This is a genomic window from Paenisporosarcina antarctica, assembly GCF_004367585.1.
GTDB lineage: Bacteria > Bacillota > Bacilli > Bacillales_A > Planococcaceae > Paenisporosarcina > Paenisporosarcina antarctica.
On the sequence record NZ_CP038015.1, the window covers coordinates 1,810,006 to 1,832,403 of the forward strand.

Consider the following 22,398-nt stretch of genomic DNA (forward strand, 5'->3'; position numbering starts at 1 on the left):
GTTAGTGTTCAGTAAATAAAAAAAGAATTAAAGAAATCTCCATTCCTACTAGTAATAATCTTATTCCATTATAAATTTCATTGCATCTAGTTTGTATCTTATTACCCTTTTCTATTGATTTAGCTCCTATTTTCAAGTGACTTCTATTAATGGGGCATATATAAACTAATTTAAATGTCCACCCCCTACATTCTATATCCGTTTAAGAGACCTTTTCATTTCTTGCCGTAAAGTGCAACGTTTCTACCATTAGCAAGGCACTTAGTGGGAAAATCACATGATTCGTTGAACGATTACTTCGTTCTATCAACACTCTTAACAAAAGGGAGCAGCACATAATAAAGCTAAAATCCCGTAATTAAGGTTTTCCACTCCACCTTCCATCATATAGCCTCCAAAAATCAGGTCGAATAATTAAGCTGTTCCATAGACAAGAATAAACACTCCCATAATACTTCCCACTACCATTCTAAAATTTATATTTACCATTATTTCCCTCCCTTTCTACTTTTGTTACGCTGGATATCAAAGAACTTTCGATGAATAATCCAGTGAAAAAATAAGCTCGTACCGGATACGTATATTAAATTCACTAGATTTTTTAAGTATATTTGATTTGTAAAAAAGAAATCAGATAATAAGAAGAATTTTCGTTCATTCGCATTTATAACTTTTCATCCCCTAGAAACTAGGTTGAATTAAAGGAACTTTTTCTCTACTCATTCGTACATATGGTAACCCCATTCTTTTGATGGGCAGAGTACAGAAAATCATTTTATAGAATATATATTAAGGAGAGTTTTGATGACACTATCTATTCAACAAGTAACAAAAAAGTATCTGGATTTTGTAGCCGTTGAAAAATTGTCTTTTACAATTAATAAGGGAGAAATTTTTGGTTTAATTGGTCAAAATGGTGCGGGAAAGACGACCACGTTCCGTATGATACTGGATTTGCAGGAGACAACAAGTGGGACAATTACATGGAAAGGGAAACACATCAATAGTATCAATCGAGATATTTTAGGTTATTTACCTGAAGAACGCGGAATCTTTCCTAAAATGACAGTTGAAGATCAATTGTATTTTTTTGGGGAACTACATGGGAAAAACAAAAATGAGCTACGCCCAGAAGTAGAAACTTGGATTAAACGTTTTGAGTTAGAGGATAAACGAAGATCCAAAGCAGAAACTCTATCAAAAGGAAATCAACAAAAAGTTCAATTAATTGCAAGTTTTATTCATCAACCTGAGTTTTTAATATTAGATGAACCTTTTAGTGGGTTAGATCCAGTCAATACGGACTTATTAAAAGGCGCTATTTTATCATTAAAAGACAAAGGGACGACCATTCTGTTTTCAAGTCATCAAATGGATCATGTAGAAGAGTTATGTGATCATTTATGTTTGTTAAAACGTGGTGTTTCTCTATTCACGGGAAGTTTAATCGATTTAAAGAAGCAATATGGAAAAATTAAATTGACTATTCGAACAGAAATTCCCAAAGAAGAACTGGAGAAATTGGAAGGCGTAAACTCTGTTCAAGTTGATCGTAATCAATACATTTTGACATTGAAAAATGAATCTTATGCTCAATCTATTTTTGATTTTATTACGAATGGTACATATATCGAAAAATTTAGTTTAGATTATTTGTCGCTAGATGAGATTTTTAAAGATAAGGTGGCTAGAGTTCATGTCTAAGTATTGGTTACTTGTGAAGCACTTATTTCGAGAAAAAGTGAAAGCTCCCTCATTTATATGGTCTATCCTTATCTATGTTGTAATTATTGGTGCAGTTATGTTTTCGGGAGATATCAAAGAAATGTTTTTCCAAGATGATCCACTACAAGTCTCAGTTATGAATGAAACAGACTTTGACATCCAATCATTATTTGAGTCAACGAAAGATGTTGAATTTTCATTTTCAGAAGAAAGTCAGAATGCCATCGAAGAAAAAGTCGAGGCTGGCAAATTAGACGCAGCAGTTGTAATATCAGATCAAAATCAACAGTTATCAACGGAGATCGCAACATTCGAGCCGTTATCGATGAATAATCAAATGACCTTATCAGCCTTGCTTCAACATGCAGGTAAGTTATATCAGGTTCAAAAAATGAATCTATCTGCAGAACAAGCTGAGAAAATTCTCCAATCTCAAACAGTAATTACGATGAAAAGTTTAAATAAGGAATCTGCGTCTAACAAAAGTGAAGATGAAAAAGCTGCCGGAGTAGGTGCTTCTTTCTTAGTTGGATTTTTAATCTATTCATTTATAATTTCATTTTTATCCATGATTACTACTGATGTGGCTTCGGAAAAAGGTTCTCGTGTATTAGAAGTTATGTTGGCAAGTGTTAAACCTGTCACTCACTTACTCGCAAAATTGACCGGAACCTTTTTATTAGCAATTACCCAGATGGTTCTTTTAGTAACGGTACTCGTGCCACTACTAATGTTGATAGACGATGGGTCTAAATGGCAAGTCGTGCTTGATATTGTAAATGAACTTTCCATATCATTTGTCATTTACTCCGTAATCTTTTTAATTGTATCCATCGCGATTTACTTAATTATAGGGGCTTTGTTAGGCTCTCTTGTTTCTAAAGTAGAAGAATCCTCTCAAGCGATGATGCCAGCTATGATGATGGGTATCATCGGATTTTACGTTTTGATATCTGGGATGTTTAGCCCTGATACGTTACTAGTTAAAATTTTCTCTTACATCCCATTCACTTCTGGTATGGTCATGCCACTAAGAATCGGTGCTACTGACATAACTACAATTGAAATAAACATTTCTCTATTCGTGTTGATACTAACCACACTAGTATTATTCATGCTAAGTCTGTCATTCTATAAACGGAGTGTCCTCATGTATAGTTCGGGAGGATTATTTACGAAAATTAAAAATATCTTTAAGATGACAACTTAAGTGTTTTAAGCAGTGTTAATTAAGAAGCTAGTCAGTAGATATTTGTCAAGTATTTTTTTAAGTTATTAGGTCATACTTATAAATCACTAGATTATTTCTTATCACTTGTGTACCACACATCACTTGTAGACCACTTATTCTAAAACACTCGAGATTAAGTGGTCTTTAGCCCTTATTAACGGACAGTTAAATAAAAAGGGACTGTTGCGATTAGATGACTTCGGTTCTGTGCGAGGCCACTGAAAAAGTCTATATAGTTAAAATTATGTGAGCCTTTCCCGATTTTTATCGAGAAAGGCTCACATTTTTTTGTATAATTTGTATACTAATTTCAGGTGGTGTCCCGATGATATCAATCAAGAATCTTTAAACCTTAGCCCATTTATGGCGATTTACGATATCGTTGTGCCAGAATAATATGCTATGTCAAATCAAAGAAATCGTCAACTTTTCTTTTGTGATCGGAAAATTGAAAACTAAATATTGTCTCGATAACGGTAGCAATGCAATGCTGACGATTCGCATGTTCAAATATTTATTGCTCAAATTATTTTTGATTTATCACAAAAGCACATGATAATCAAAAATCGGCGAAAGAATTTATAATGTAGAAATCAAAAAAATGTTCGAAAATCTGTCTATCAAATTGATGCATCCATTAAAGATAAGTTTCCATCAAAAACCACTTCTAACGAAGTCAAAGATGAATTAGATTGTGTCGCCTTTTAAATATAAAATAGTATATTTATTTAAAAACGTAGTTTTTCAGTGGCCACGTATTGTGCCGGAGTCATCTTATATAAGTCCCATTGTTTACGTATTGTTTTGTTATTCATCATATAGTCACCAAAACATACCCTCAGGTCTTCCAAACTCTGTGTTTCCTAATACATTATCCTTAAAATGGTCAAAGAATAACTCCACAGAGGAATTATCTAAACAGTAACCAAAACGCTACATGGATTGAACTAGACCTATTCCTTTCACGAGTTCTTGAGAATCTGGATGTGTGTAATAGAACCCTTGATTTGAGTAGATCATAGCTTTTGGATAAATGTTTCCCATTCTTCAGACATCATTGAGGTTAAAACGGTGCTCATTACTATCGGTATCCTCTGGACGCCTTGATCTTTAAATACTTGGTATTAGTAGTTAATTCTTTTTCACATGTAATTGGGATACTTGAAAAAACAACCCCGTAGAAAATCTCTACAGAATTGCTTTCTAACTGGTTGCACTTTATTTAGGTGTTCCATGGATATAACCAGGAGCTGTCTCTAATATTGGAGATTGACCTGTAGCTACAGGCTTAGCCTCATATTCAAACTGTCCCAACCCGTCCATAGAAGGACCAGAAGCCCAACGACCTTGTTGACTTTCAGCACCCTCAGAACAATTCATGAATTTATAGGCTACATCTGATTTCTCAAATTGGCGATCAAATGTATTTGGTACTACTTTACCTTCTTTTTCTTCTAACTCCGCAATCGCTGCCATCCACTGATTTTGATGCATCGTATCACGAGCGATTAAGAAGGATAGCATATCCCTAACTCCATAATCATCGGTCATTTCATATAAACGTACAACTTGAAGTCTTCCTTGAGATTCTGCGTTTAAGTTCGCTCTAAAATCTGCAAGCAGATTGCCACTTGCGATTGTATACCGAGCATTCCAAGGATATCCCACGCTATCATTTGGACTTGCGCCTAATCCATTTACTATCGCATGTTGAGGATTCATGCCTCCCATTACACTTGCAATAATAGGGTCTTTTGCAGCATTTTCTTGTTCTTCTATAGGTGCCTTATCCAGAAGCTGAGCAATCATTGTTGCCAGCATTTCTACATGTGAAATTTCCTCTGTCCCGATATCTAAAAGCATATCACGATATTTTTGTTCTCCCCGACAGTTCCAGCCTTGAAAAAGATATTGCATCATAACTGATATTTCACCAAATTGTCCACCTAACACTTCTTGTAACTGCTTGGCGTAAACAGGGTCGGGATTATTTGGCTTCGATCTGTATTGTAACTCTTTAACATGAAAAAACATTCAAAACACCTCCAAATTTAAACACAATTTTAAGTTTTCCCGGTTAATACAGTTTCATACGGTTAACTAAAATATTGATATGATATGTATAGTAGCTAGAAATTAGCCTAGGGTTCTTGGACTAGATTATATATCTGCTATTACACTTTCATTTATAGTGCCCACTATAAATTCCTTCAGGTTTACTAAATCCTGAAATATTTCGGGATATTACAAACCAGATTAATAAATTTTCTAGATACAAACGAAGAAGTGAAATTAGTCGTGTAGCAGGACCTCGAAATGGCCACACATAAAAAAAGCCCGATTCGATTCAGACTTTTACTGAAACATATATTGAATTTACTTCTTGCATCTCGAACAGAATGGAATCAGGGAATATCTAATGCGTTCGAGTCTGGAGTTACTAACTCACTCCTATCTCAGTTTGGTAGTTATACAAGCACCTATTGTAGTCGATTCAACGAAAAATTTATTGTGCTAAATAATATCGCCTTGGCAGATGAAAAAGTTATTGAAACCTTTCATGAACGCCCGAAGATGCAATTTCGGTGCTGCTTGATTGCCTATATAGTTTTCATCTACCCGATACTCTCACTCTTAATTAATTATCAAAATTTAATAACTTTCCTAAGAGTAGATTTAAACTAATTAAAAGTTTTCACTTATTTCATTAACCGGAGCGATTCTTCAACTGCGAGAGATCACTTATTCATTATTAAAGTCAGGGGCAGCTATGTAAAAAAATATTTACTCTACATTATGACAAGGTGAGAACCGTTGATATATCAATTTTTATAGAGGGAGTTTAGTTAGGAGCATTAGAGGAGATAAATATGGGTTTAAAGAAATTGTTCAAAAATAGATTTAGCTAACGTTTTTCTTGTATCAGGCTGTTCAAATACAGAAAATTATTCCATAATTAATAATAGTAAAGTTGTTCTTATTTCTAATGGTGAAGAAGGAAAAGCACTCGTTTTATGAATTTCTTAGTCTTTTCCTTCAAAAAGATTTAGATATTTGGATTTTCACAATCATTTCTAAATTATCAGTCCTCCGGTAATGCGTTAAATTCTTCTTTTTTACTTTCAAACCAAGTTTTCATAGATTCAGGGCTTTTCATGGTTTCTTTCATTTCATTCATTGCTGAAATATGTTTCTCGTCAGCTTTTTGAAACATCTCTGCACCATGATTTTTAATGATTTCTGCCATCTCTTCAAAAGTATTTGCATGAAACTCTTTGTTGCAAGCCCCACCAAGTTGTTTACAACTCATTGTTTTCATTGTTATCACTTCCTTAATTCTATTGTATTTTAAAAGCCAAAATATTAAGTGTTTTTAGTCTATCATACAATATGAATAAGCCAAGTTTATTTTTTATTTTACTGTGTGATGTCCTACCTATGGAACTACGGGGAGCGTTAACGAAGAAAAGCAATTTAGGCTTGGAGCTATTACCAACATCTTTATCTCACTTGGTTTCACCATTGAACAATATTTTACAACTATCTTGAAAAACATCGTAGCTACTGGCAGACTTTTTGTCGCCTGAACCAGTAAAGCAAATGAAAAATAAATAAGCAGAGCAGTGCCCAGCCAGTAAGACCAATACCTAAATACGGTTCATTAAAAATCCCCTCCAAAACCGATTAATCCTTCGAAAGTCGTGCCAATACAGATACCAAGATGGATCTACTCATTTCTGAAAGCTCTCAGTACCTCCATATAACATCTCAACCCATATTCCATCTAATTACTCCAAGGAATGCAACAATGGCTTACACCGATTGTGGGACTAATTTCTCCATCTGTTATCACTTTATCTATAACCGGAAGCAAAAGTTCTTCTAACTCATCTAGGTATCCGTAAACATTTTCCATCACTTGATTAGATTGGCGAATAATAAGCAGTGCGAATCTAAAATTTAGTAGATCTTCTCATATCGGTCTATATAGTGCAAAAGAATCAAATTAGAATTCCTTTATAAGTTGATCCATGTTACTTTTAATGAAATTTTTAAGGAATCTTATTTCATTCTCATAGGCATCCCTATATAACTGAAGGAAAAGTTCATCTTTTCCTTTGAAATGAGTCTAAATAGATTGTTTTTTTATCCCTACATCATCGGCAATCATAGCCAACGATGCACCTTCATAACCGTTTTGTGTAAAATGCTTTAAAGGAAACTAACTTAAGTTGTTCTGTTGTCAATTCAGATAATCATCCTTCCGAACGTACGTAGTTTCATTTAATATTTATTCTTTTTCGCGTCAATGATTATTTCCCCACAATATATCAATACAATTATTAGGAGTTAATAAACTTTCTTCCCCCATGAGAAACAGCTGCCTTTTAAAGGCAGCCGATGCTACAACCCCTTAATTTAATTATAGGCTTTAATAAAAAGAGAATACCAAAGGCAGGCTCTACTTCGCTGTTGTATCCTCTATAATCCAATCCACAGCACTTATTAAGTCAGGGAAAACAGCATCTGCAAGCGGATCATTCTTACCCAAAAATACTCCCTTTGTACCTGCCTTCTTCCCTGCGATAATATCTGTATCAGTGTCTCCTACCATGTAGGATTGGAATAAATCAATATCATCCTTTTACTGAGATCTGTAATTAATTTGCTGTTTGGCTTGCGACAGGCACAGCCCGATTTTGGTTTATGAGGACAATAAGCCACGTCATGAATAATTGCCCCTTCCTTCTTTAATTCAGAAATCATATGGTCATGTATTTTATTGAGCTCCGTTTCCTCCATGTATCCCAATCCAACTCCGCCTTGATTAGTTACTACAAATATGAAATCAAAGAAAGGATTCAATTTTTTAATTGCTTCTGGAACACCTGGTAAGAAGTATAGCTCATGTGGCTTATTTACAAATTTAACCCTATCCGTTAGCACTTCATTTATTACTCCGTCACGATCCAAAAATAATGCCTTCTTCATTCACATTCACACCTTTTTATATATTAAACCCCGTTCAAATCAGAACAAGGTTATGTGTATTTGTTGAATATCTCCAAAATTTCGTCCATCAATTTTGCGAATTGTTTCATTTTTGGATCCTGTTTAGAAATGAAATTGAATGGATTTTTCTCTTGTGTGAATTCTGAACCGAAATCTTCAATATAATTGTGGCTTCCTTATATTGAAGATATCCGATAATAAGTTGGGTTTTTTCACTCAGAATAGACGACTTTTATTTTTTTCAATCATTATGCTCGTGATCTGGGTTTTCTTAAAATTAAAACGATTATTATTACTAATAGGCTAACCACAATCGTCTCATATGCATTCTCTCTAATACTAGATCCTACTACCATTAACTCAGGGTTAAATAATAGTAAAATGATACCTATGCCAATCGCTTCAGCTAATTTGTTTATAGACGTTTTCATACGAGTTATTTCCTCCCTTCTTCTTTTCTCTTTCATATAGCAACTCAAGAAATAACCCTATTTCATATTTAATTTATATACTGTATCTACTATTTGTTAATTTTAAGGACAAGTCTATTAATATAACTATTAATTCAATAATGAAGATGGTCATTTGTTTATATTATTAGCAACTAATTCGACTTTTATACATACTTTTCAAAAATAATTGAATGTCACGAAATACATGTTAAAAACATTCATCCCCTTTTCTTAATCCTAGAACTTGTTTCTTATATTCCTTTTATATATGAATGGGTAATAGTTAATTTCTTTTTCATAATTTTCTCAACTTAATTGAACAGAATTTTCTGTAAATACATTAAATTCATTATTTTAAACCGTGCTTACTTCTCTTGAAGAATGAAAAGTTACTTTCCTTAGCTCATAAAAACAAGGCCACTCCTAGGAAAGGATTGACCTTGTTTTTGTGAATTTATAGTACTTAATGTCTAGTAGTACCTTAAGTTGAGTGTAACTCATTGTTAACAAATGAATCCGTTTTTCTGTCATACGAATCCAACAATACGAGCAGCTTTCCTTCTTTAAATTCAGCTCGTTTTGATCTGCCTCATCTTCCGTAATTCCCATTCCAATCATGTCACCTCCTACCGGTGGGAATGCTAATACGCTTATGTGTTCGTTCTTTCAATTGGCGTAAGGCATCTCTATTAATAGCATTGATGTCCTGTAAAAGCCTAAATTTAGTAATCAAGTTTGGTTACAACAATCCTGTACCTGATTGTATGCTGCATGCACTATTTATTAACATTTCCTCCGAATTGGGAATTAATCATTAATGGAATTAAAAACACTCTCTCCAAATAATTGGAAAGAGTGTTAAAGGGTTTAGTATGTGCACACCAATATTATCGTTTTTAACACTTTTTCAACATAAAAACAGCATTTATCTATGTGTGCCTCTTTCATCGAAGCACACATAGATAGTTCCCGTGTAAGATCTAATAATAATTGCTTTTCTGCTATGAGTTTCTCCTTACGAGTTAAATTTTCCGCATTTTGAATAGCAATACCAGCCATGTTCACAAATGCTTCAGCAGGAAGATATATTTTTTTCTCAAAAAAATTGTAAACATTCTAAAAAGCACACCCACAATCCCAGTCCCTCTCATAATATAAAAAAAGAGTCTGGAGGTGAATAAGAATGAGTAAAAAATATTTACGATGGTCCAAAGTTCCTTATGCTGGAGAATCAAGACCACCAGGTAATGCGGTTACTTCTAATGCAGGTTCTTGGTCATTAACATATTTAAAAAGAAACAGAAAAGGGGACTTTCTTAATCCAAAAGGAGTGAAAATGCATCTTCCAATCAAACATCCAGATCACATAGACTTTGAGAATGAATTAAAGATTGTCCAAAGCACACTTAGAAACCTCACGCCTATACAAGAGAAAATAGGTATATTCTATGGAACGGGTGTTCCGACTAAGCAATGGACCCCTGTTATTGATCGTTTAATTGATTCATATGGCGTCAGTCCAGTTTACGCTGCACGAATATTAACAGCTGTGCAGGGAGCTGTTAACGACACCATGATTGTGGTTTGGGATTATAAATACAAGTGGGATACGGCGAGACCCAACCAATATGACCATAAGATGGATACTATACTATGTACACCACGATTTCCAACCTATCCTTCAGGGCACGCTAGCATGTCAGGCTGTTCAGAAGTGTTGTTAAGTTATTTTTTCCCTGGAGAAGCAAAAAAATTACGCAAATTTGCTGAAGATGATTCAGTCAGTCGTTTATATGCAGGTGTTCATTTTCCAATCGATAATACTGAAGGGCTAAAATTAGGAAGGTTTATAGGAAAAGTGGTTGTAGATCACTTAAAGACACAGCGTAATCCAAATCATACACCTATTGATACCCCTTACAGAGAATACCGCAATGCAGATTTCTTTGCAGATGACTTTAATCAATTTATCCCTTATGATTTTACGGATGATTGTTCATCTCGAGTAAAGGGAAAAGACAAGGATAGAGAGAAATACAGTTACCGTGACTCTGACAAACTCAAGGACAAAGAGAAACACAGTTACGAAGGCAAAGATAAAATCAAGGATAATAGCAGAGACAAACACAAAAGTGTTGGCAGTGACACATACAAAAACCTTTACAGTGACAATAAAAGAGACATTGAGAGGTATAATAACAGACATGATGACGTATACAGTGACAAAGACAAATTCAAGGATATTGAAAGCAGTATTGACAGTGAAAAACATAATGATAAAGCAGAATCTTCCTCACACCAAAATCGTAGGAGTCCACATCCTTTCTTTAATTTTAAAAACCTCTTCTAAATGAAGAGGTTTTTTCTTGTAGACTTTACAAATCAATCTATTAAATTAGTTGACTATTGGTATGTGAATAGATCTCACTCTGCTAAGATTCATCGGGTCATATAAAACTTTACCATCAACCATGGTAAGCACGACCAGAATATCTTTTATGTCCATTTTATCAACTTTCAAAATACTGTCGTTTAAGACAACCAGATCAGCAAACTTCCCAACTTCAATACTCCCCTTGCTATTTTCTTCAAAACTCGCATACGCTCCATTCCAGGTGTAGGCTCGTATGGCTTCCATGATCCCAATGCATTGGTTTTCTCCCACTGACTGTCCTTTTATAGACTTTCTATTTAGTGCCGCGTGGATTCCAAGTAATGGATCAAGAAAAGTAACAGGAGCATCAGATCCAAAAGCAGCGATGATCCCTTGGTCAATATAGTCGCGAACTGGGTACATTACTTCTACCCTATCTCCATAATACTCAAGATAAGTATCTCCATTTACATACATAAATACAGGATTAGGGATAATGACTATACCTAGTCTTTTTATTCTTTTTTGTAAATCTAGCGGTGTGATCCCTGCATGTTCGATTCTGTGACGATGGTCCTTCCTTGGATGTTCTATTAACGCCTTTTCAATACAATCTAAAAGCATTTCTACTGCTCGGTCTCCTTGTGCATGGGCAGTAATTTGAAATCCTTTCTTATGAGCTTCACCCAATATTCTGTTTAACTCGTCTTGATTATAATAAACAATCCCATAATCATTTTCAGAATGTGAATATGGCTCACGAGTTGCAATTGTCGGTCCTATGCTACTGCCATCTGTAAACAATTTGGCTGGACCAATTCTCAACCAATCGTCACCCAAACCAGTTATAGGACCTGCTTCAATCATTTTAAGAACGAACTCATGAGAATTTGTCAAAGAACCTATGATTGCATAGACTCGTACTTTAATATCTTTAGAGTTTACAGCCTGTTGCATGATTCGAAGATTTTCCGAGCCATCTCCATATGCACCAGCATCATGAATACTTGTTACACCTGCTTTAATGAATTCTTCAGAGGCAAGCTTCATCCCTACTCTTAATTCTTCAGCATTATAACTTGCATATTCAAAGAGATTCATATGAGCATTTTCAATCAACTTACCAGTAAGACTTCCATCCTGATTTCTTTCAATGATTCCACCGGCAGGATCACTAGTGCCTTCTGTAATATTTGCAATTTCTACTGCTTTACTATTAGCAATGGACGTATGATTACATGTTCGAATAATGACAATCGGATGATCCGTTGAGATTTCATCAAGTTCTTGTATTGTTGGGTAACGATTTTCTACCAACTTTTTTTCATTAAATCCCCATGCACGAACCCATTGTCCTTTAGGAGTTACCATAGCTTTTTTTCTCAAATCGACAAATAGGTCGTGAAGAGAATGTATATGTGGTGCTATACAACTCACACCTAATAAGTTTGTTCCATAAATAGTAAGATGTAAGTGTGCATCAATAAAGCCCGGTAGTAACGTTTTTCCATCAAGGTCAATACTAGTTGTGTCATCTGAACAATATTGCTGAACTTCTCTGTTTGATCCAACAGCAATAATTCGATTGTCCTTTATCGCTACGCCCTCTACCACCCTATTATCGTGATCAATGGTAACAACTTCACCATTTATAAATACCAAATCGGCTTTCATCATATTCTCATCTCCCTAGTAACTATAAAAAAGAGTCATCGGCCTCATTTTGTTTGGAGGGAACCGACGACTTTTTTTACTCATCTTTATTATTTTGCATCTACATATTTTCTGACAACTTCATCATCTTGTGCTTTTGTTAAATAACTAACAGTTACCATTACAAGAACATTCGCTATTAATCCCAATATTCCTGCGTGGATTTCAAATGGTGTAGATTCCGCAACAAGTTGGAAGTAATAATTTACTAAAGTTCCTACAACAAGACCTGAAATTACACCTTTTGTCGTTGCGCGTCTCCAATATAATGCACTATATACACCAGGTGCAAACTGCACAATAGAACCATAAGCACCTAGTAAAAGAGCAATTAATCCTTGACCTCCGAATACAGTAATATAATAAGCGATACCTCCAATTACAAAAACACCAATTCTCATGATTAACAAAGTTCTTTTATCAGAAAGATTTTTCCATATATTCTTTACAACTCCATCCGTTACTTCTAATGAAGCACTATGCGTAATTGCATCTGCAGTTGACATGGCTGCCGCAAGTGCCCCGGCACCAACAAGTCCATAAAGCCATCCAGGTAAGTTTAATACCGTTGTGATTAAAAATGGTAACACCTGATCTGGGCTTTCTAGTTGTCCTGAATCTATTACTCCTCTAGCAGCAAACCCTACTAAAAGGAGCGGCACAAGAAACAAGGCAAAAATCGGGTAGGCTAGAACTGTTTTTTTAATTGTTCTAGGAGTAGTCGCGTACGATTTTGAAAACAAATGAGGCCACATTAAGAAGCCGATGACGGATACTAAAATGGTAGTTGTATAAGCCACACTCCCCATTGTTGACCCTGCTTTTCCAATCTGGAGGAATTCTGGTGTTTCTCTCGCAATCGTTGTAAACATCTCTGTTGTCCCACCGTGTAATTGATAGACGATTGTTAAACCTACAGCCCAAGAAATGATGATCATTAACAAACCTTGGAATACATCCGACCAAGCAGCAGCTCGTAACCCACCAGTTGCAACATAGATGACAACAATGCCGTAAGATACAAGTGCACCTAACCAAAATGGAATACGCCCCTCTGTCATTATGTTAAAAATAAGAGCCATACCAGACATCTGTGTTGCTAAATATTGAACGGATGCGAATAAAGCAATTAAACCAACAATAATTGCTAAAGTAGGGCTGTTAAACCTTCCTTTCATAAAAGCAGCAACAGTATAAAAATTATGCTTTTTCCCAATTCTCCCTATCTTTGGTCCAATAATATACCAAGGTAAAATTGCGAATGCTGTATATGTAATAATATATAGGGACGGGGCACCTTTTGAAAATGCCCAACCTGGAGCACCTAGAAATGAAAATGCACTGAACACAGCTCCACCCATTAAAAACCACATGACAAATAAATTAAGCTTCCCGCCAGCAACAGCAAATTCATTAAGTGAACTACTGTCTTGCCCTCTGCCCGCCATCATTCCCACAGCTAAAGCAATTACAAGGTAACCAATCATCATTATTAAAGCTATTTGCCAGCCTGGCATTAGACATCCTCCTCCTCTTCTTTATTATCTGGGTCAAGAGAATATAAAATTATCAGAGCCACAAAAGTAATCACAATCCATAATATTACCCAAAAAAATGAAAATGGTAATCCCATTACAATAGGTGTAGCACGGTTTCCAATTTCAAATAAGGGGAAAACTAGCATTAAAAATGGTAGTGTTGCAATCGCAATATAGAGTGTATAAAATTTTCGTGTACTCATACTCCATCTCCTTTTATGTATTTTCAAGGTGGTGAGTACCCACCCCAAGTTCCTTCTTTACCCTTTCAATCCTTCACCATTTTAAGAGCAGTTCGATATAATAGTTCAGTTCCTAACGAGATATCTTCAATGGTTGAAAATTCTTTCGGATTATGACTAATTCCGTCCTTACAGCGAACAAAAATCATTCCGTAATCACATACATAAGACATGGCTAATGCATCGTGAAATGGACCACTCATTAATTCAATTGCATGTAAGCCAATTTGATCACTTTCATCCTTCATTATCTTCATAATTCTGTCAGAACAATAGCGTGGTTCACTATTTGTATCTTCTGAGATTTTACACGTTAATTGATGTTCTTCAGTAATTTCACTTATTCGATTTCTTAATTGCTTTTCGATTCTGTGCCTACGTTCGATATCAATATCTCTTAAATCAATTGTAAATCTAACTTTCTCTGGAATGATATTACGAGAATCAGGGAAAATAGTCATACTTCCAACTGTTCCAACAGTTGGTGCACTAGCATCCTGACTAGCCAGTTCATTGAGTGCGACTATAACCTTTGCAGCTCCAACTAGTGCATCTTTTCGCATAGGCATTGGTACTGACCCAGCATGACCTGCGAAGCCCTCCAATTCCACCGTTAACCATAAAGGACCAGAAATACCTGTAACAATTCCTACTGGTAAACCTTTGTCTTCCAGAATTGGACCTTGTTCAATATGCATTTCAAGAAACGCATGAATACTGTCGACTGGGTATTGTGATTCTTTTAATTGCGTTGGATCACATCCAAATTGAACGAGTGCTTCCCTTCTTGTTATTCCATTTTTATCTGTACGATCTAATTCGCCTTCCTCTAATTTTCCGAGTATTCCTCTAACCCCGAATAACCCCTTATTAAATCTACAGCCTTCTTCATCTGAAAACGCAACTACTTCAATTGGCATACTTGGAACTATGTTTTTCTCTTTCATGGTTTGAACCACTTCAAGTGCACCAAGTACACCAATCACACCATCAAATCTTCCACCATATGGTTGAGAGTCAACATGTGAACCAATCATTAAAATAGGAGCCTTCGGATTTTCTCCTTCTAGCCGACCAATTAAGTTTCCAAAATCATCAATTTTTGCTGTTAATCCAGCTTCCTCCATCCAACTTTTCACGGTTTCAACAGCTTGTCTATCCTCATCTGACAATGTAAGTCGACAAACTCCTGTACCGGCGATTTTACCTATTTGAGATAGAATAGTTATTCTTTGTTCTAATCGATTTTTATTTATCGTTAGCGCTTCTTGAATTATCAAGTATTATCCTCCTTTTTAATAAGTTGATTATTCAGTCTTTACTATACATGAAAAATGTTATTAAAATCATGCTACATAATGGTTAATTAATAAAAGATTATCCATCTTATATTGTTTTTTGAGTGACTATGGACCTAGGTTATACGTTTTATTACTATTCAATAACTACAGATTAACACTGGATTTGCTAACTCTTAGGTTACTCACAGAGCATTGCCTATAATAGAAGTTCATTTAAAGCCGTGAATTACATGGTAAGCTTGCTTCTTCGCTCCACATGTAATTTATACATTTTGGTATACGACGCTGCTTTTCCAAGTACTTCACGGCTCATTTTAACCTTTTTTAAAACACTAATTATTAATATGAATGACGAGCGGTTACCATTTTCTTACGTGTGTAAAACTCGATTCCATCCCGTCCATTTGCATGGAGATCGCCATAAAATGATTTTTTATACCCTGAGAACGGGAAGAAGGCCATTGGTGCTGGAACACCTAAGTTCACACCTAGCATACCTGCATCGATTTCTTCTCTGAATTGACGAATAGCTTTCGCACTGTCCGTGAATAAACAAGCTCCGTTGGCAAAATCGGATTTATTTGTAAACTCAATTGCATCTTCGATTGTCTCCACTCTTACAATTGACAACACTGGGGCGAAAATCTCTTCTTTCCAAATTTTCATTTCTTGAGTTACATGATCAAAAATTGTTGGTCCTACAAAATATCCACCTTCAGAAGAGGAATTGTCGTCTCGTCCATCACGTAAAAGCGTTGCTCCTTCTTTTACGCCCGAATCAATATAACTAAGTGTTTTATCTTTATGAGAATCTCTAATAACTGGGCCAAGGAAGATATCTTCTTCCAAACCATTCCCAATTGTCATCTTATTCGATTCATCTACTAATCTAGTAACTAGTTCATCAGCAATATCACCAACTGCAACAACAACTGCACAAGCCATACATCTTTCTCCTGCAGATCCAAAAGCTGCATTTATAATATTTGTAACAGTTAGATCCATGTCTGCATCAGGCAAGACGATTGTATGGTTTTTTGCACCAGCAAGTGCTTGAACTCTCTTACCGTTTGATGTTCCTGTTTTATAAACATACTCCGCTACCGGCTGTGACCCAACGAATGATACTGCTGGAATATCGGGGTGGCTTAGAATACCATTAACGATATCATGTGCCCCGTGCACAATGTTAAATACACCTTTTGGTAGTTCTGCTTCCTCCAACAACTCAGCAAGACGATTGACCAGAAGAGGTGTTCGCTCAGATGGTTTCAAAATAAAGGTATTTCCACTAGCAATGGCAAGTGGGAACATCCAACAAGGTACCATCATTGGAAAGTTGAACGGTGTGATCCCCGCCACTACACCTAAGGGATAACGATACATACCTGACTCGATATTTGTTGCAATATCAGGAAGTTGATAACCCATCATTAATGTTGGGGCTCCTGATGCAAATTCAACGCACTCGATTCCTCGCTGAACTTCACCTAAAGCTTCATTGTAATTTTTACCATTTTCTATCGTAATAAGCTTTGCAAGTTCTTCTCGATTTTCAATCAATAATTGTTGATATTTAAAAAGAATTCTTGATCGTTGAGGAACGGCAACTTTTTTCCATGTAGCAAATGCTTTTTTTGCAGCTACTACTGCTTTTTCCAAATCTTCTTGTGTTGATATAGGAACTTCTGCCAATATTTCACCTGTTGCAGGATTTGGAACTTCTAAGTACTTATCTGTCGTCGATTTTACCCATTGTCCATCGATATAGTTTGAAAGAGTTTTCTTTTTAACGGCTAATTTATTCATAATCTTCCTCCAATTCTACTTTTCTTTATACCTAACGTAGTTTACACTATGTATATTACCGAAAATTCGGAATTGTTTCACTTTACATAAAGTATAGTCATTCATGATTTTTTTTAACTTTTTGGAGGTGCTAATTTAGATGACGGAATTTGTATTGACAGTTAAAGACATTTTAAATCGCGAGACATTTAATTTTGCTAAAGTCATAGCTGGTTCTAAAGGATTAACTAGACAAGTAAAGTGGACACATATATTAGAAGTAAAAGAATTTGAATCCCTTATTAACGGAGGGGAACTAATTTTAACGACGGGTGTTGGTCTTCAACTTGATTTACCTACTCAACATAAGTATCTAAAGAGCTTAATCGATAAAAATGCGGCTGGTATTTGTATTGAAATAGGTACCTATTTTAAAGAAATTCCGTTTGAGCTCACCCAATTAGCGAATGAGCATGACTTTCCCATAATAATTTTCGAGAAAATTGTGAAATTTGTTGATATAACACAGGATTTGCATACCCATATAATTAACCAACATCACCAGATGCTTACTCAACTCGATACATTGTCAAGGAAATTCATCGGGCTTTCTCTTGCTCCTAATGGCATTTTAAAAATCCTTCAAGAGTTGCACAACTACTTTCAGGAAGGTGTGCTATTCATTACGGATGATTCAAAATCGTATTATTATCCTTCAGAAATTGGGAATTTAGAAACGGCTATTCGTGGATATATAGAAAAATCTGAACTGGACAATACGGAGAAAATAACCCTTACCATCGATGATGACATATTTGCACTCATGCCAGTCAGAGGACTTGGACAAACTTGGGGATACTTATGTCTACAGATGAAACAACAATTATCCAATGAGCTTTTCTTTCTCATTTTAGATCGGGCTGCGCTAGCCATTGCGCAAATTCTATTGCGAATCAAGACAATCGAAGAACGACGCCAGAACATGGAAGACGAAATCGTACGGAATTTAATGAAAGGACGAGAATACGAACAGGACGATATCCATACTTATTTGCCAACTGCCAACAGTAAAATGTATTTCAGAATTTTTTTAATTCAAATGGATTTCCCAGAAATTAGTATCGTTGAAGAAGACTGGGAAGAAGTAAAGTTGCAAAGGGCTATGTTAGTCCGAACCCTTTTCAAGCGGCATGGTTTTTTCCCAGCGGTTTCTTCAGGAAAGTCAGAAATATCGGTAATCGCTTCTTTTATCGCCGATGATTGTTTAAAAGGAGAAACCGAAAAATTCTCGCAAATCATACGAAGTATCACAGAAATGAAAGAGCAAAGTTATCTGGATGGAAGCAGTTGCACATTTGGTATCAGTAGAGTGTATAAAGATCTTGTCCAAGTAAAAGAAGGCTATAAAGAAGCAAAAGAAGTTTTTAAAATGTACGGCTCCAAAATAACGAAAACCTACTTCTATGAAAACCTTGGCATTTACAGGCTGCTACTCACATTAAAAAATAGTGGCTATCTTGAAGACTATATAAATGACTATTTAAATGTTGTACTAGATTACGATAAAAAGATGGAAAGTACACTCTTTTATACTCTTTGTGTATATTTGGAATGCAATGGGGTTAAGAACGAAACAGCAGACCGTTTATTTATCGTCAGACAAACGTTATATAATCGACTTGATAAGCTAGAATCAATTCTAGGTTCAAAATTTATGGAACCATCGAACCGTCTGGCACTCGAAGTTGCCATAAAGGCACATCAGCTAGTCAATATTGAAGGGACTATCAGTTTTTCTCGATAAATTCTTACTTACCCTTTTCGAATATTTAAACAGCAATAATTTCTTAATTCACACAAAAAAACGTTTGGTGTGCAACCCACCAAACGTTTTTCACTTTATTAACTTATACGCGAGACTTACTCTCTTCGTCTTCCCATGCTGGTAACATATTATTTAACTTTCTATCTTCTCGGTAACCTAACACATATTCTGCCTGCATGATTGTGTGGATTTCACGCGTACCTTCATAAATAACAGGTGCCTTCGAATTACGTAAATAGCGTTCAACTGGATACTCATCTGAATAGCCATATGCTCCATGAATCTGAACCGCGTCATCTGCCGACTTATTTGCGAAGTCACATGCTTGCCATTTAGCAAGAGATGTTTCTCGTGTATTACGTTTCCCTGCATTTTTTAATTCCCCTGCTCGGTAAACGAGTAAACGACTCATTTCAAAGCCAGCTTCCATATTCGCTATCATCTGTTGAACAAGTTGATGCTTGCCGATTTCTTTACCAAAGGTCTCACGAGCATGACAATAACTTACACTTGCTTCGATACATGCCATAATTTGACCAACTGCTCCTGCGGCAACAGTGAATCGACCGTTATCGAGTGCAGCCATGGCAATTTTAAATCCTTCGCCTTCTTCACCAAGCAAGTTCTCTTTTGGTACTTTGACATTTTCAAAGAATATTTCGCCTGTATTTCCTGAACGAATACCTAGTTTTCCTTTTATCGCTTTAGAGGAGAAGCCTTCCCAAGTCCGTTCAACGATGAATGCTGATATTCCTTTATGTTTCTTTGTTTTATCGGCTGTGTATGCGAATACTAAGAAGGTATCAGCCTGATCACATAATGAAATCCAAGTCTTTTGTCCATTCAAAATGTAATGATCGCCTACTTTAACAGCTGTTGTTTGCATAGCTGCTACGTCTGACCCCGCTCCTGGTTCAGTTAGACCAAAAGCGCCAATTTTTTCACCTTTTGCTTGGGGAATTAAGTACTTTTGTTTCTGTTTTTCGCTGCCCCATTGTAGCAATGTCATGCTGTTTAAGCCTGTATGGACTGAAACGGCCGTACGGAAAGTAGTATCTCCACGTTCCAATTCTTCACAAACAATTGCTAATGAATTATAGTCCATGCCACTACCACCATATTGTTCAGGAATACAAACACCCATTAATCCAAGTTTTGCAAGTTTCGGTAAAATTGCCGGATCATATTTTCCTTGGCGATCCCATTCTCCAATATAAGGCATGATTTCCTTGTCAACAAACCCTCTTACCGTGCTGCGTAACATGTTTTGATCTTCTGAAAATGAAAAATTCATACAATGATCTCCCCTTTTATATAATTGATTTTGAACTCGATAAACGACCTAGTATTTCATCATTATGTTCGCCTGGATTAGGTGGATGGTGTTTCATGTTGACCGGTGTCCGTGAAAGTTTTAATGGACTGCCAATCATTTTTATCTTGCCTGCTGTTGGATGGTCATGTTCGATAAACATATTGCGTGCAGCCAATTGTGGATCATTTACTACTTGCTCTATGTTCTGGATCGGACCACAAGGAATATTATTAGCTCTGCAATCCATATGCCAGAAAGCGGTTGGTTTTGTTGAAAAGACCTCTTGTAATAAAGAGATCAATTCTTTTCGATTTTCCACTCGCTGTGGATTCGTCTTAAAACGTTCGTCAGTTGATAGATGTTGAACATTCATTATTTGACAAAGTGCTGAAAATTGATTGTCATTTCCGACTGCGATGACAATCTCCCCGTCTAACGTTTTAAATGTTTGATACGGAACAATATTGGCATGTTCATTTCCAAGTGCTGTAGGTGTCACTCCTGACATCAAATAATTACTTCCAATATTCACCAATGCACTAACGGCAGTATCGTAAAGAGAAATATCTAAACTTTGACCTTTTCCAGACCGGATCCGTTCTAGTAAAGCACCTTGAATACCAATACAGGCGTACAATCCCGTCAAAATATCCGTAATAGCTACTCCCGTTTTTTGAGGACCAGATTCTTTGTTTCCTGTGATGCTCATCAGTCCACTCATTGCCTGAATAATGAAGTCATAACCAGGTACATTTCTATCCGGGCCTGTTTCTCCAAAACCAGTTATTGAACAATAAACAATTTGTGGATTGATTTTTGCAAGAGCGTCGTAGTCCAATCCATAACTCTCCATAGTTCCTGTTTTAAAGTTATTGATGATTACATCACTTTCACTGACAAGCTCTTTTATGACCTGAACACCATTTTTGGACTTTAGATCAACAGTAATCGCCTTTTTATTGCGATTCGTACTCAAGTAATATGCACTTACACCGTTTTTAAAAGGGGGACCCCATTTACGCGTTTCATCACTCCCCCCAGGTGCTTCTACTTTGATCACTTCTGCTCCGAGATCACCTAAAATCATCGTACAGTATGGGCCTGCCAAAACACGTGATAAATCAAGCACTCGGATATTACTTAATGCTCCAGTCACATCTTCACTCCTTTCTTTACACAATACAAAAAGCCAGTTCAAAAAGACTACAGAAGCTGTAAGTCTAATTAAACTGGCTTTTATCTGTGAGTTATCATCCTTAAGGATTTTAACAGATTAGGCAGCAATGGCTTTCATAAGAAACAAGATCATGCAGTATGAACGTTTGAACGTTTCAACATGATTCATTTCATATAATAATATCACATTATATAATATTTGCAATATTAAAATTATTTATTCTTTATATAGATGTATGATTTGAAGAATTATACGTTTCATACTGTTTATATAAGTCTTTCAAAGCTGAAATAAGTGCATTTCCTGCTTTTCCTAAGTAATTATTTCTAACAGCTTCGATTGGCTTATCAATACCATCTTGCAAGCTAAGTCCTCTTAGTAAATGATGAACGAAATCCTGTCCATGTTGAGTTGCTAATGTACAGCTTGCTGTAATTATCACACCATATTGCTTATCGATTTCAGCTGTAATCGTCAACGTTTCATATAAATTTTGTGCAGCCATTCCTGATGGAAGCCTTGCATGTCCCGCAATAAATAAAGTATTCATTTACTAAGCCACCCCTCTGAGATAAAAGTCTCTGTGCCATCTATCTCTTTCCATTAAAGATAACACTTCCTACAAAAATAACCATAAGGTATTATTACTAATTTTCGCATTAAAATGCCATTCATGATAGCTTCACATGAATGGCACTCCCTAA

Annotated in this window: 16 protein-coding genes and 3 pseudogenes; 5 read left to right on the forward strand and 14 right to left on the reverse strand. The window is 35.8% G+C overall.

The features are described 5' to 3' along the window. The first annotated feature begins 804 nt into the window (after positions 1-804). The 3 genes and pseudogenes from E2636_RS09060 to E2636_RS19365 all read left to right on the forward strand — a co-directional run. Positions 805-1,704, forward strand: coding sequence for an ABC transporter ATP-binding protein (locus tag E2636_RS09060; RefSeq protein WP_134209918.1), 900 nt, complete (start codon positions 805-807; stop codon positions 1,702-1,704). Next, positions 1,697-2,935 (forward strand): ABC transporter permease, encoded by a 1,239-nt coding sequence (locus E2636_RS09065; protein WP_134209919.1) that lies wholly within the window; start codon positions 1,697-1,699, stop codon positions 2,933-2,935. Before E2636_RS09060 ends, E2636_RS09065 begins: the two co-directional genes overlap by 8 nt. Positions 2,936-3,319: 384 nt before the next feature. Next, positions 3,320-3,649: pseudogene (locus E2636_RS19365) on the forward strand (hypothetical protein); the annotation flags it as partial. A 525-nt stretch (positions 3,650-4,174) separates the two neighbouring features. Here E2636_RS19365 and E2636_RS09075 read toward each other — a convergent pair. The 6 genes and pseudogenes from E2636_RS09075 to E2636_RS09100 form a co-directional block, all read right to left on the reverse strand. Continuing rightward, a complete protein-coding gene (locus E2636_RS09075; protein ID WP_134209920.1) occupies positions 4,175-4,990 on the reverse strand; it encodes a manganese catalase in 816 nt (271 codons plus the stop codon). 1,048 nt (positions 4,991-6,038) lie between these two features. Next, positions 6,039-6,275, reverse strand: coding sequence for a DUF1059 domain-containing protein (locus tag E2636_RS09080; RefSeq protein ID WP_134209921.1), 237 nt, complete (start codon positions 6,273-6,275; stop codon positions 6,039-6,041). Positions 6,276-7,418: 1,143 nt separating this feature from the next. Then, a pseudogene (locus E2636_RS09090) lies at positions 7,419-7,948 on the reverse strand (D-glycero-alpha-D-manno-heptose-1,7-bisphosphate 7-phosphatase). Between the two features lie 269 nt (positions 7,949-8,217). Next, complete coding sequence (locus E2636_RS09095; RefSeq protein WP_134209922.1) at positions 8,218-8,400, reverse strand: hypothetical protein; 183 nt, start codon at positions 8,398-8,400, stop codon at positions 8,218-8,220. Positions 8,401-8,844: 444 nt separating this feature from the next. Then, on the reverse strand, positions 8,845-9,039 hold the full coding sequence (locus tag E2636_RS18980) for a hypothetical protein (RefSeq protein WP_166669506.1): 195 nt from the start codon (positions 9,037-9,039) through the stop codon (positions 8,845-8,847). Positions 9,040-9,280: 241 nt separating this feature from the next. Then, positions 9,281-9,495, reverse strand: a pseudogene (locus E2636_RS09100) (ATPase); the annotation flags it as partial. Positions 9,496-9,604: 109 nt separating this feature from the next. Between E2636_RS09100 and E2636_RS09105 the strand changes: the two are divergent. Further along, positions 9,605-10,771: a vanadium-dependent haloperoxidase gene (locus E2636_RS09105; protein WP_134209923.1), complete on the forward strand. Its 1,167-nt coding sequence runs from the start codon at positions 9,605-9,607 to the stop codon at positions 10,769-10,771. Positions 10,772-10,816: 45 nt separating this feature from the next. Here the strand turns inward: E2636_RS09105 and E2636_RS09110 are convergent, their stop codons facing one another. The 5 genes from E2636_RS09110 to E2636_RS09130 all read right to left on the reverse strand — a co-directional run bounded on the left by E2636_RS09110 (position 10,817) and on the right by E2636_RS09130 (position 17,398). After that, the gene (locus tag E2636_RS09110) at positions 10,817-12,469 is read right to left on the reverse strand and encodes an amidohydrolase (protein WP_134211777.1); all 1,653 of its coding nucleotides are present in this window, start codon (positions 12,467-12,469) and stop codon (positions 10,817-10,819) included. Between the two features lie 89 nt (positions 12,470-12,558). Next, positions 12,559-14,025, reverse strand: coding sequence for a sodium:solute symporter family protein (locus E2636_RS09115; protein WP_134209924.1), 1,467 nt, complete (start codon positions 14,023-14,025; stop codon positions 12,559-12,561). Continuing rightward, positions 14,025-14,249 carry a DUF3311 domain-containing protein gene (locus E2636_RS09120; RefSeq protein WP_134209925.1) on the reverse strand — a complete coding sequence of 75 codons (225 nt, stop codon included), beginning with the start codon at positions 14,247-14,249 and terminating at the stop codon, positions 14,025-14,027. Before E2636_RS09120 ends, E2636_RS09115 begins: the two co-directional genes overlap by 1 nt. A 65-nt stretch (positions 14,250-14,314) precedes the next feature. Next, positions 14,315-15,568 carry a M20 family metallo-hydrolase gene (locus E2636_RS09125; RefSeq protein ID WP_134209926.1) on the reverse strand — a complete coding sequence of 418 codons (1,254 nt, stop codon included), beginning with the start codon at positions 15,566-15,568 and terminating at the stop codon, positions 14,315-14,317. A gap of 360 nt (positions 15,569-15,928) precedes the next feature. Next, on the reverse strand, positions 15,929-17,398 hold the full coding sequence (locus E2636_RS09130; protein WP_134209927.1) for a CoA-acylating methylmalonate-semialdehyde dehydrogenase: 1,470 nt from the start codon (positions 17,396-17,398) through the stop codon (positions 15,929-15,931). A 139-nt stretch (positions 17,399-17,537) separates the two neighbouring features. Here E2636_RS09130 and E2636_RS09135 point away from each other — a divergent pair, with 139 nt between their 5' ends. Further along, positions 17,538-19,181 (forward strand): PucR family transcriptional regulator, encoded by a 1,644-nt coding sequence (locus E2636_RS09135; protein WP_134209928.1) that lies wholly within the window; start codon positions 17,538-17,540, stop codon positions 19,179-19,181. Between the two features lie 103 nt (positions 19,182-19,284). Here E2636_RS09135 and E2636_RS09140 read toward each other — a convergent pair whose 3' ends face one another. The 3 genes from E2636_RS09140 to E2636_RS09150 form a co-directional block, all read right to left on the reverse strand. After that, a complete protein-coding gene (locus E2636_RS09140) occupies positions 19,285-20,496 on the reverse strand; it encodes an acyl-CoA dehydrogenase family protein (RefSeq protein WP_134209929.1) in 1,212 nt (403 codons plus the stop codon). Between the two features lie 16 nt (positions 20,497-20,512). Further along, a complete protein-coding gene (locus E2636_RS09145) occupies positions 20,513-21,673 on the reverse strand; it encodes a CaiB/BaiF CoA transferase family protein (protein ID WP_134209930.1) in 1,161 nt (386 codons plus the stop codon). Between the two features lie 244 nt (positions 21,674-21,917). Further along, complete coding sequence (locus E2636_RS09150) at positions 21,918-22,244, reverse strand: DUF3870 domain-containing protein (protein ID WP_134209931.1); 327 nt, start codon at positions 22,242-22,244, stop codon at positions 21,918-21,920. Between the last annotated feature and the right edge of the window lie 154 nt (positions 22,245-22,398).

What these genes read in the sequence shown, in the direction of transcription:
- E2636_RS09065 (WP_134209919.1), top strand. Translation starts at nt 1,697, where the DNA reads ATGTCTAAGTATTGGTTACTTGTGAAGCACTTATTTCGAGAAAAAGTG.
- E2636_RS09150 (WP_134209931.1), bottom strand. Translation starts at nt 22,244, where the DNA reads ATGAATACTTTATTTATTGCGGGACATGCAAGGCTTCCATCAGGAATG.
- E2636_RS09120 (WP_134209925.1), bottom strand. Translation starts at nt 14,249, where the DNA reads ATGAGTACACGAAAATTTTATACACTCTATATTGCGATTGCAACACTA.
- E2636_RS09080 (WP_134209921.1), bottom strand. Translation starts at nt 6,275, where the DNA reads ATGAAAACAATGAGTTGTAAACAACTTGGTGGGGCTTGCAACAAAGAG.
- E2636_RS09075 (WP_134209920.1), bottom strand. Translation starts at nt 4,990, where the DNA reads ATGTTTTTTCATGTTAAAGAGTTACAATACAGATCGAAGCCAAATAAT.
- E2636_RS09140 (WP_134209929.1), bottom strand. Translation starts at nt 20,496, where the DNA reads ATGAATTTTTCATTTTCAGAAGATCAAAACATGTTACGCAGCACGGTA.
- E2636_RS09060 (WP_134209918.1), top strand. Translation starts at nt 805, where the DNA reads ATGACACTATCTATTCAACAAGTAACAAAAAAGTATCTGGATTTTGTA.
- E2636_RS09110 (WP_134211777.1), bottom strand. Translation starts at nt 12,469, where the DNA reads ATGAAAGCCGATTTGGTATTTATAAATGGTGAAGTTGTTACCATTGAT.
- E2636_RS18980 (WP_166669506.1), bottom strand. Translation starts at nt 9,039, where the DNA reads ATGATTGGAATGGGAATTACGGAAGATGAGGCAGATCAAAACGAGCTG.
- E2636_RS09130 (WP_134209927.1), bottom strand. Translation starts at nt 17,398, where the DNA reads ATGAATAAATTAGCCGTTAAAAAGAAAACTCTTTCAAACTATATCGAT.
- E2636_RS09135 (WP_134209928.1), top strand. Translation starts at nt 17,538, where the DNA reads ATGACGGAATTTGTATTGACAGTTAAAGACATTTTAAATCGCGAGACA.
- E2636_RS09095 (WP_134209922.1), bottom strand. Translation starts at nt 8,400, where the DNA reads ATGAAAACGTCTATAAACAAATTAGCTGAAGCGATTGGCATAGGTATC.
- E2636_RS09105 (WP_134209923.1), top strand. Translation starts at nt 9,605, where the DNA reads ATGAGTAAAAAATATTTACGATGGTCCAAAGTTCCTTATGCTGGAGAA.
- E2636_RS09115 (WP_134209924.1), bottom strand. Translation starts at nt 14,025, where the DNA reads ATGCCAGGCTGGCAAATAGCTTTAATAATGATGATTGGTTACCTTGTA.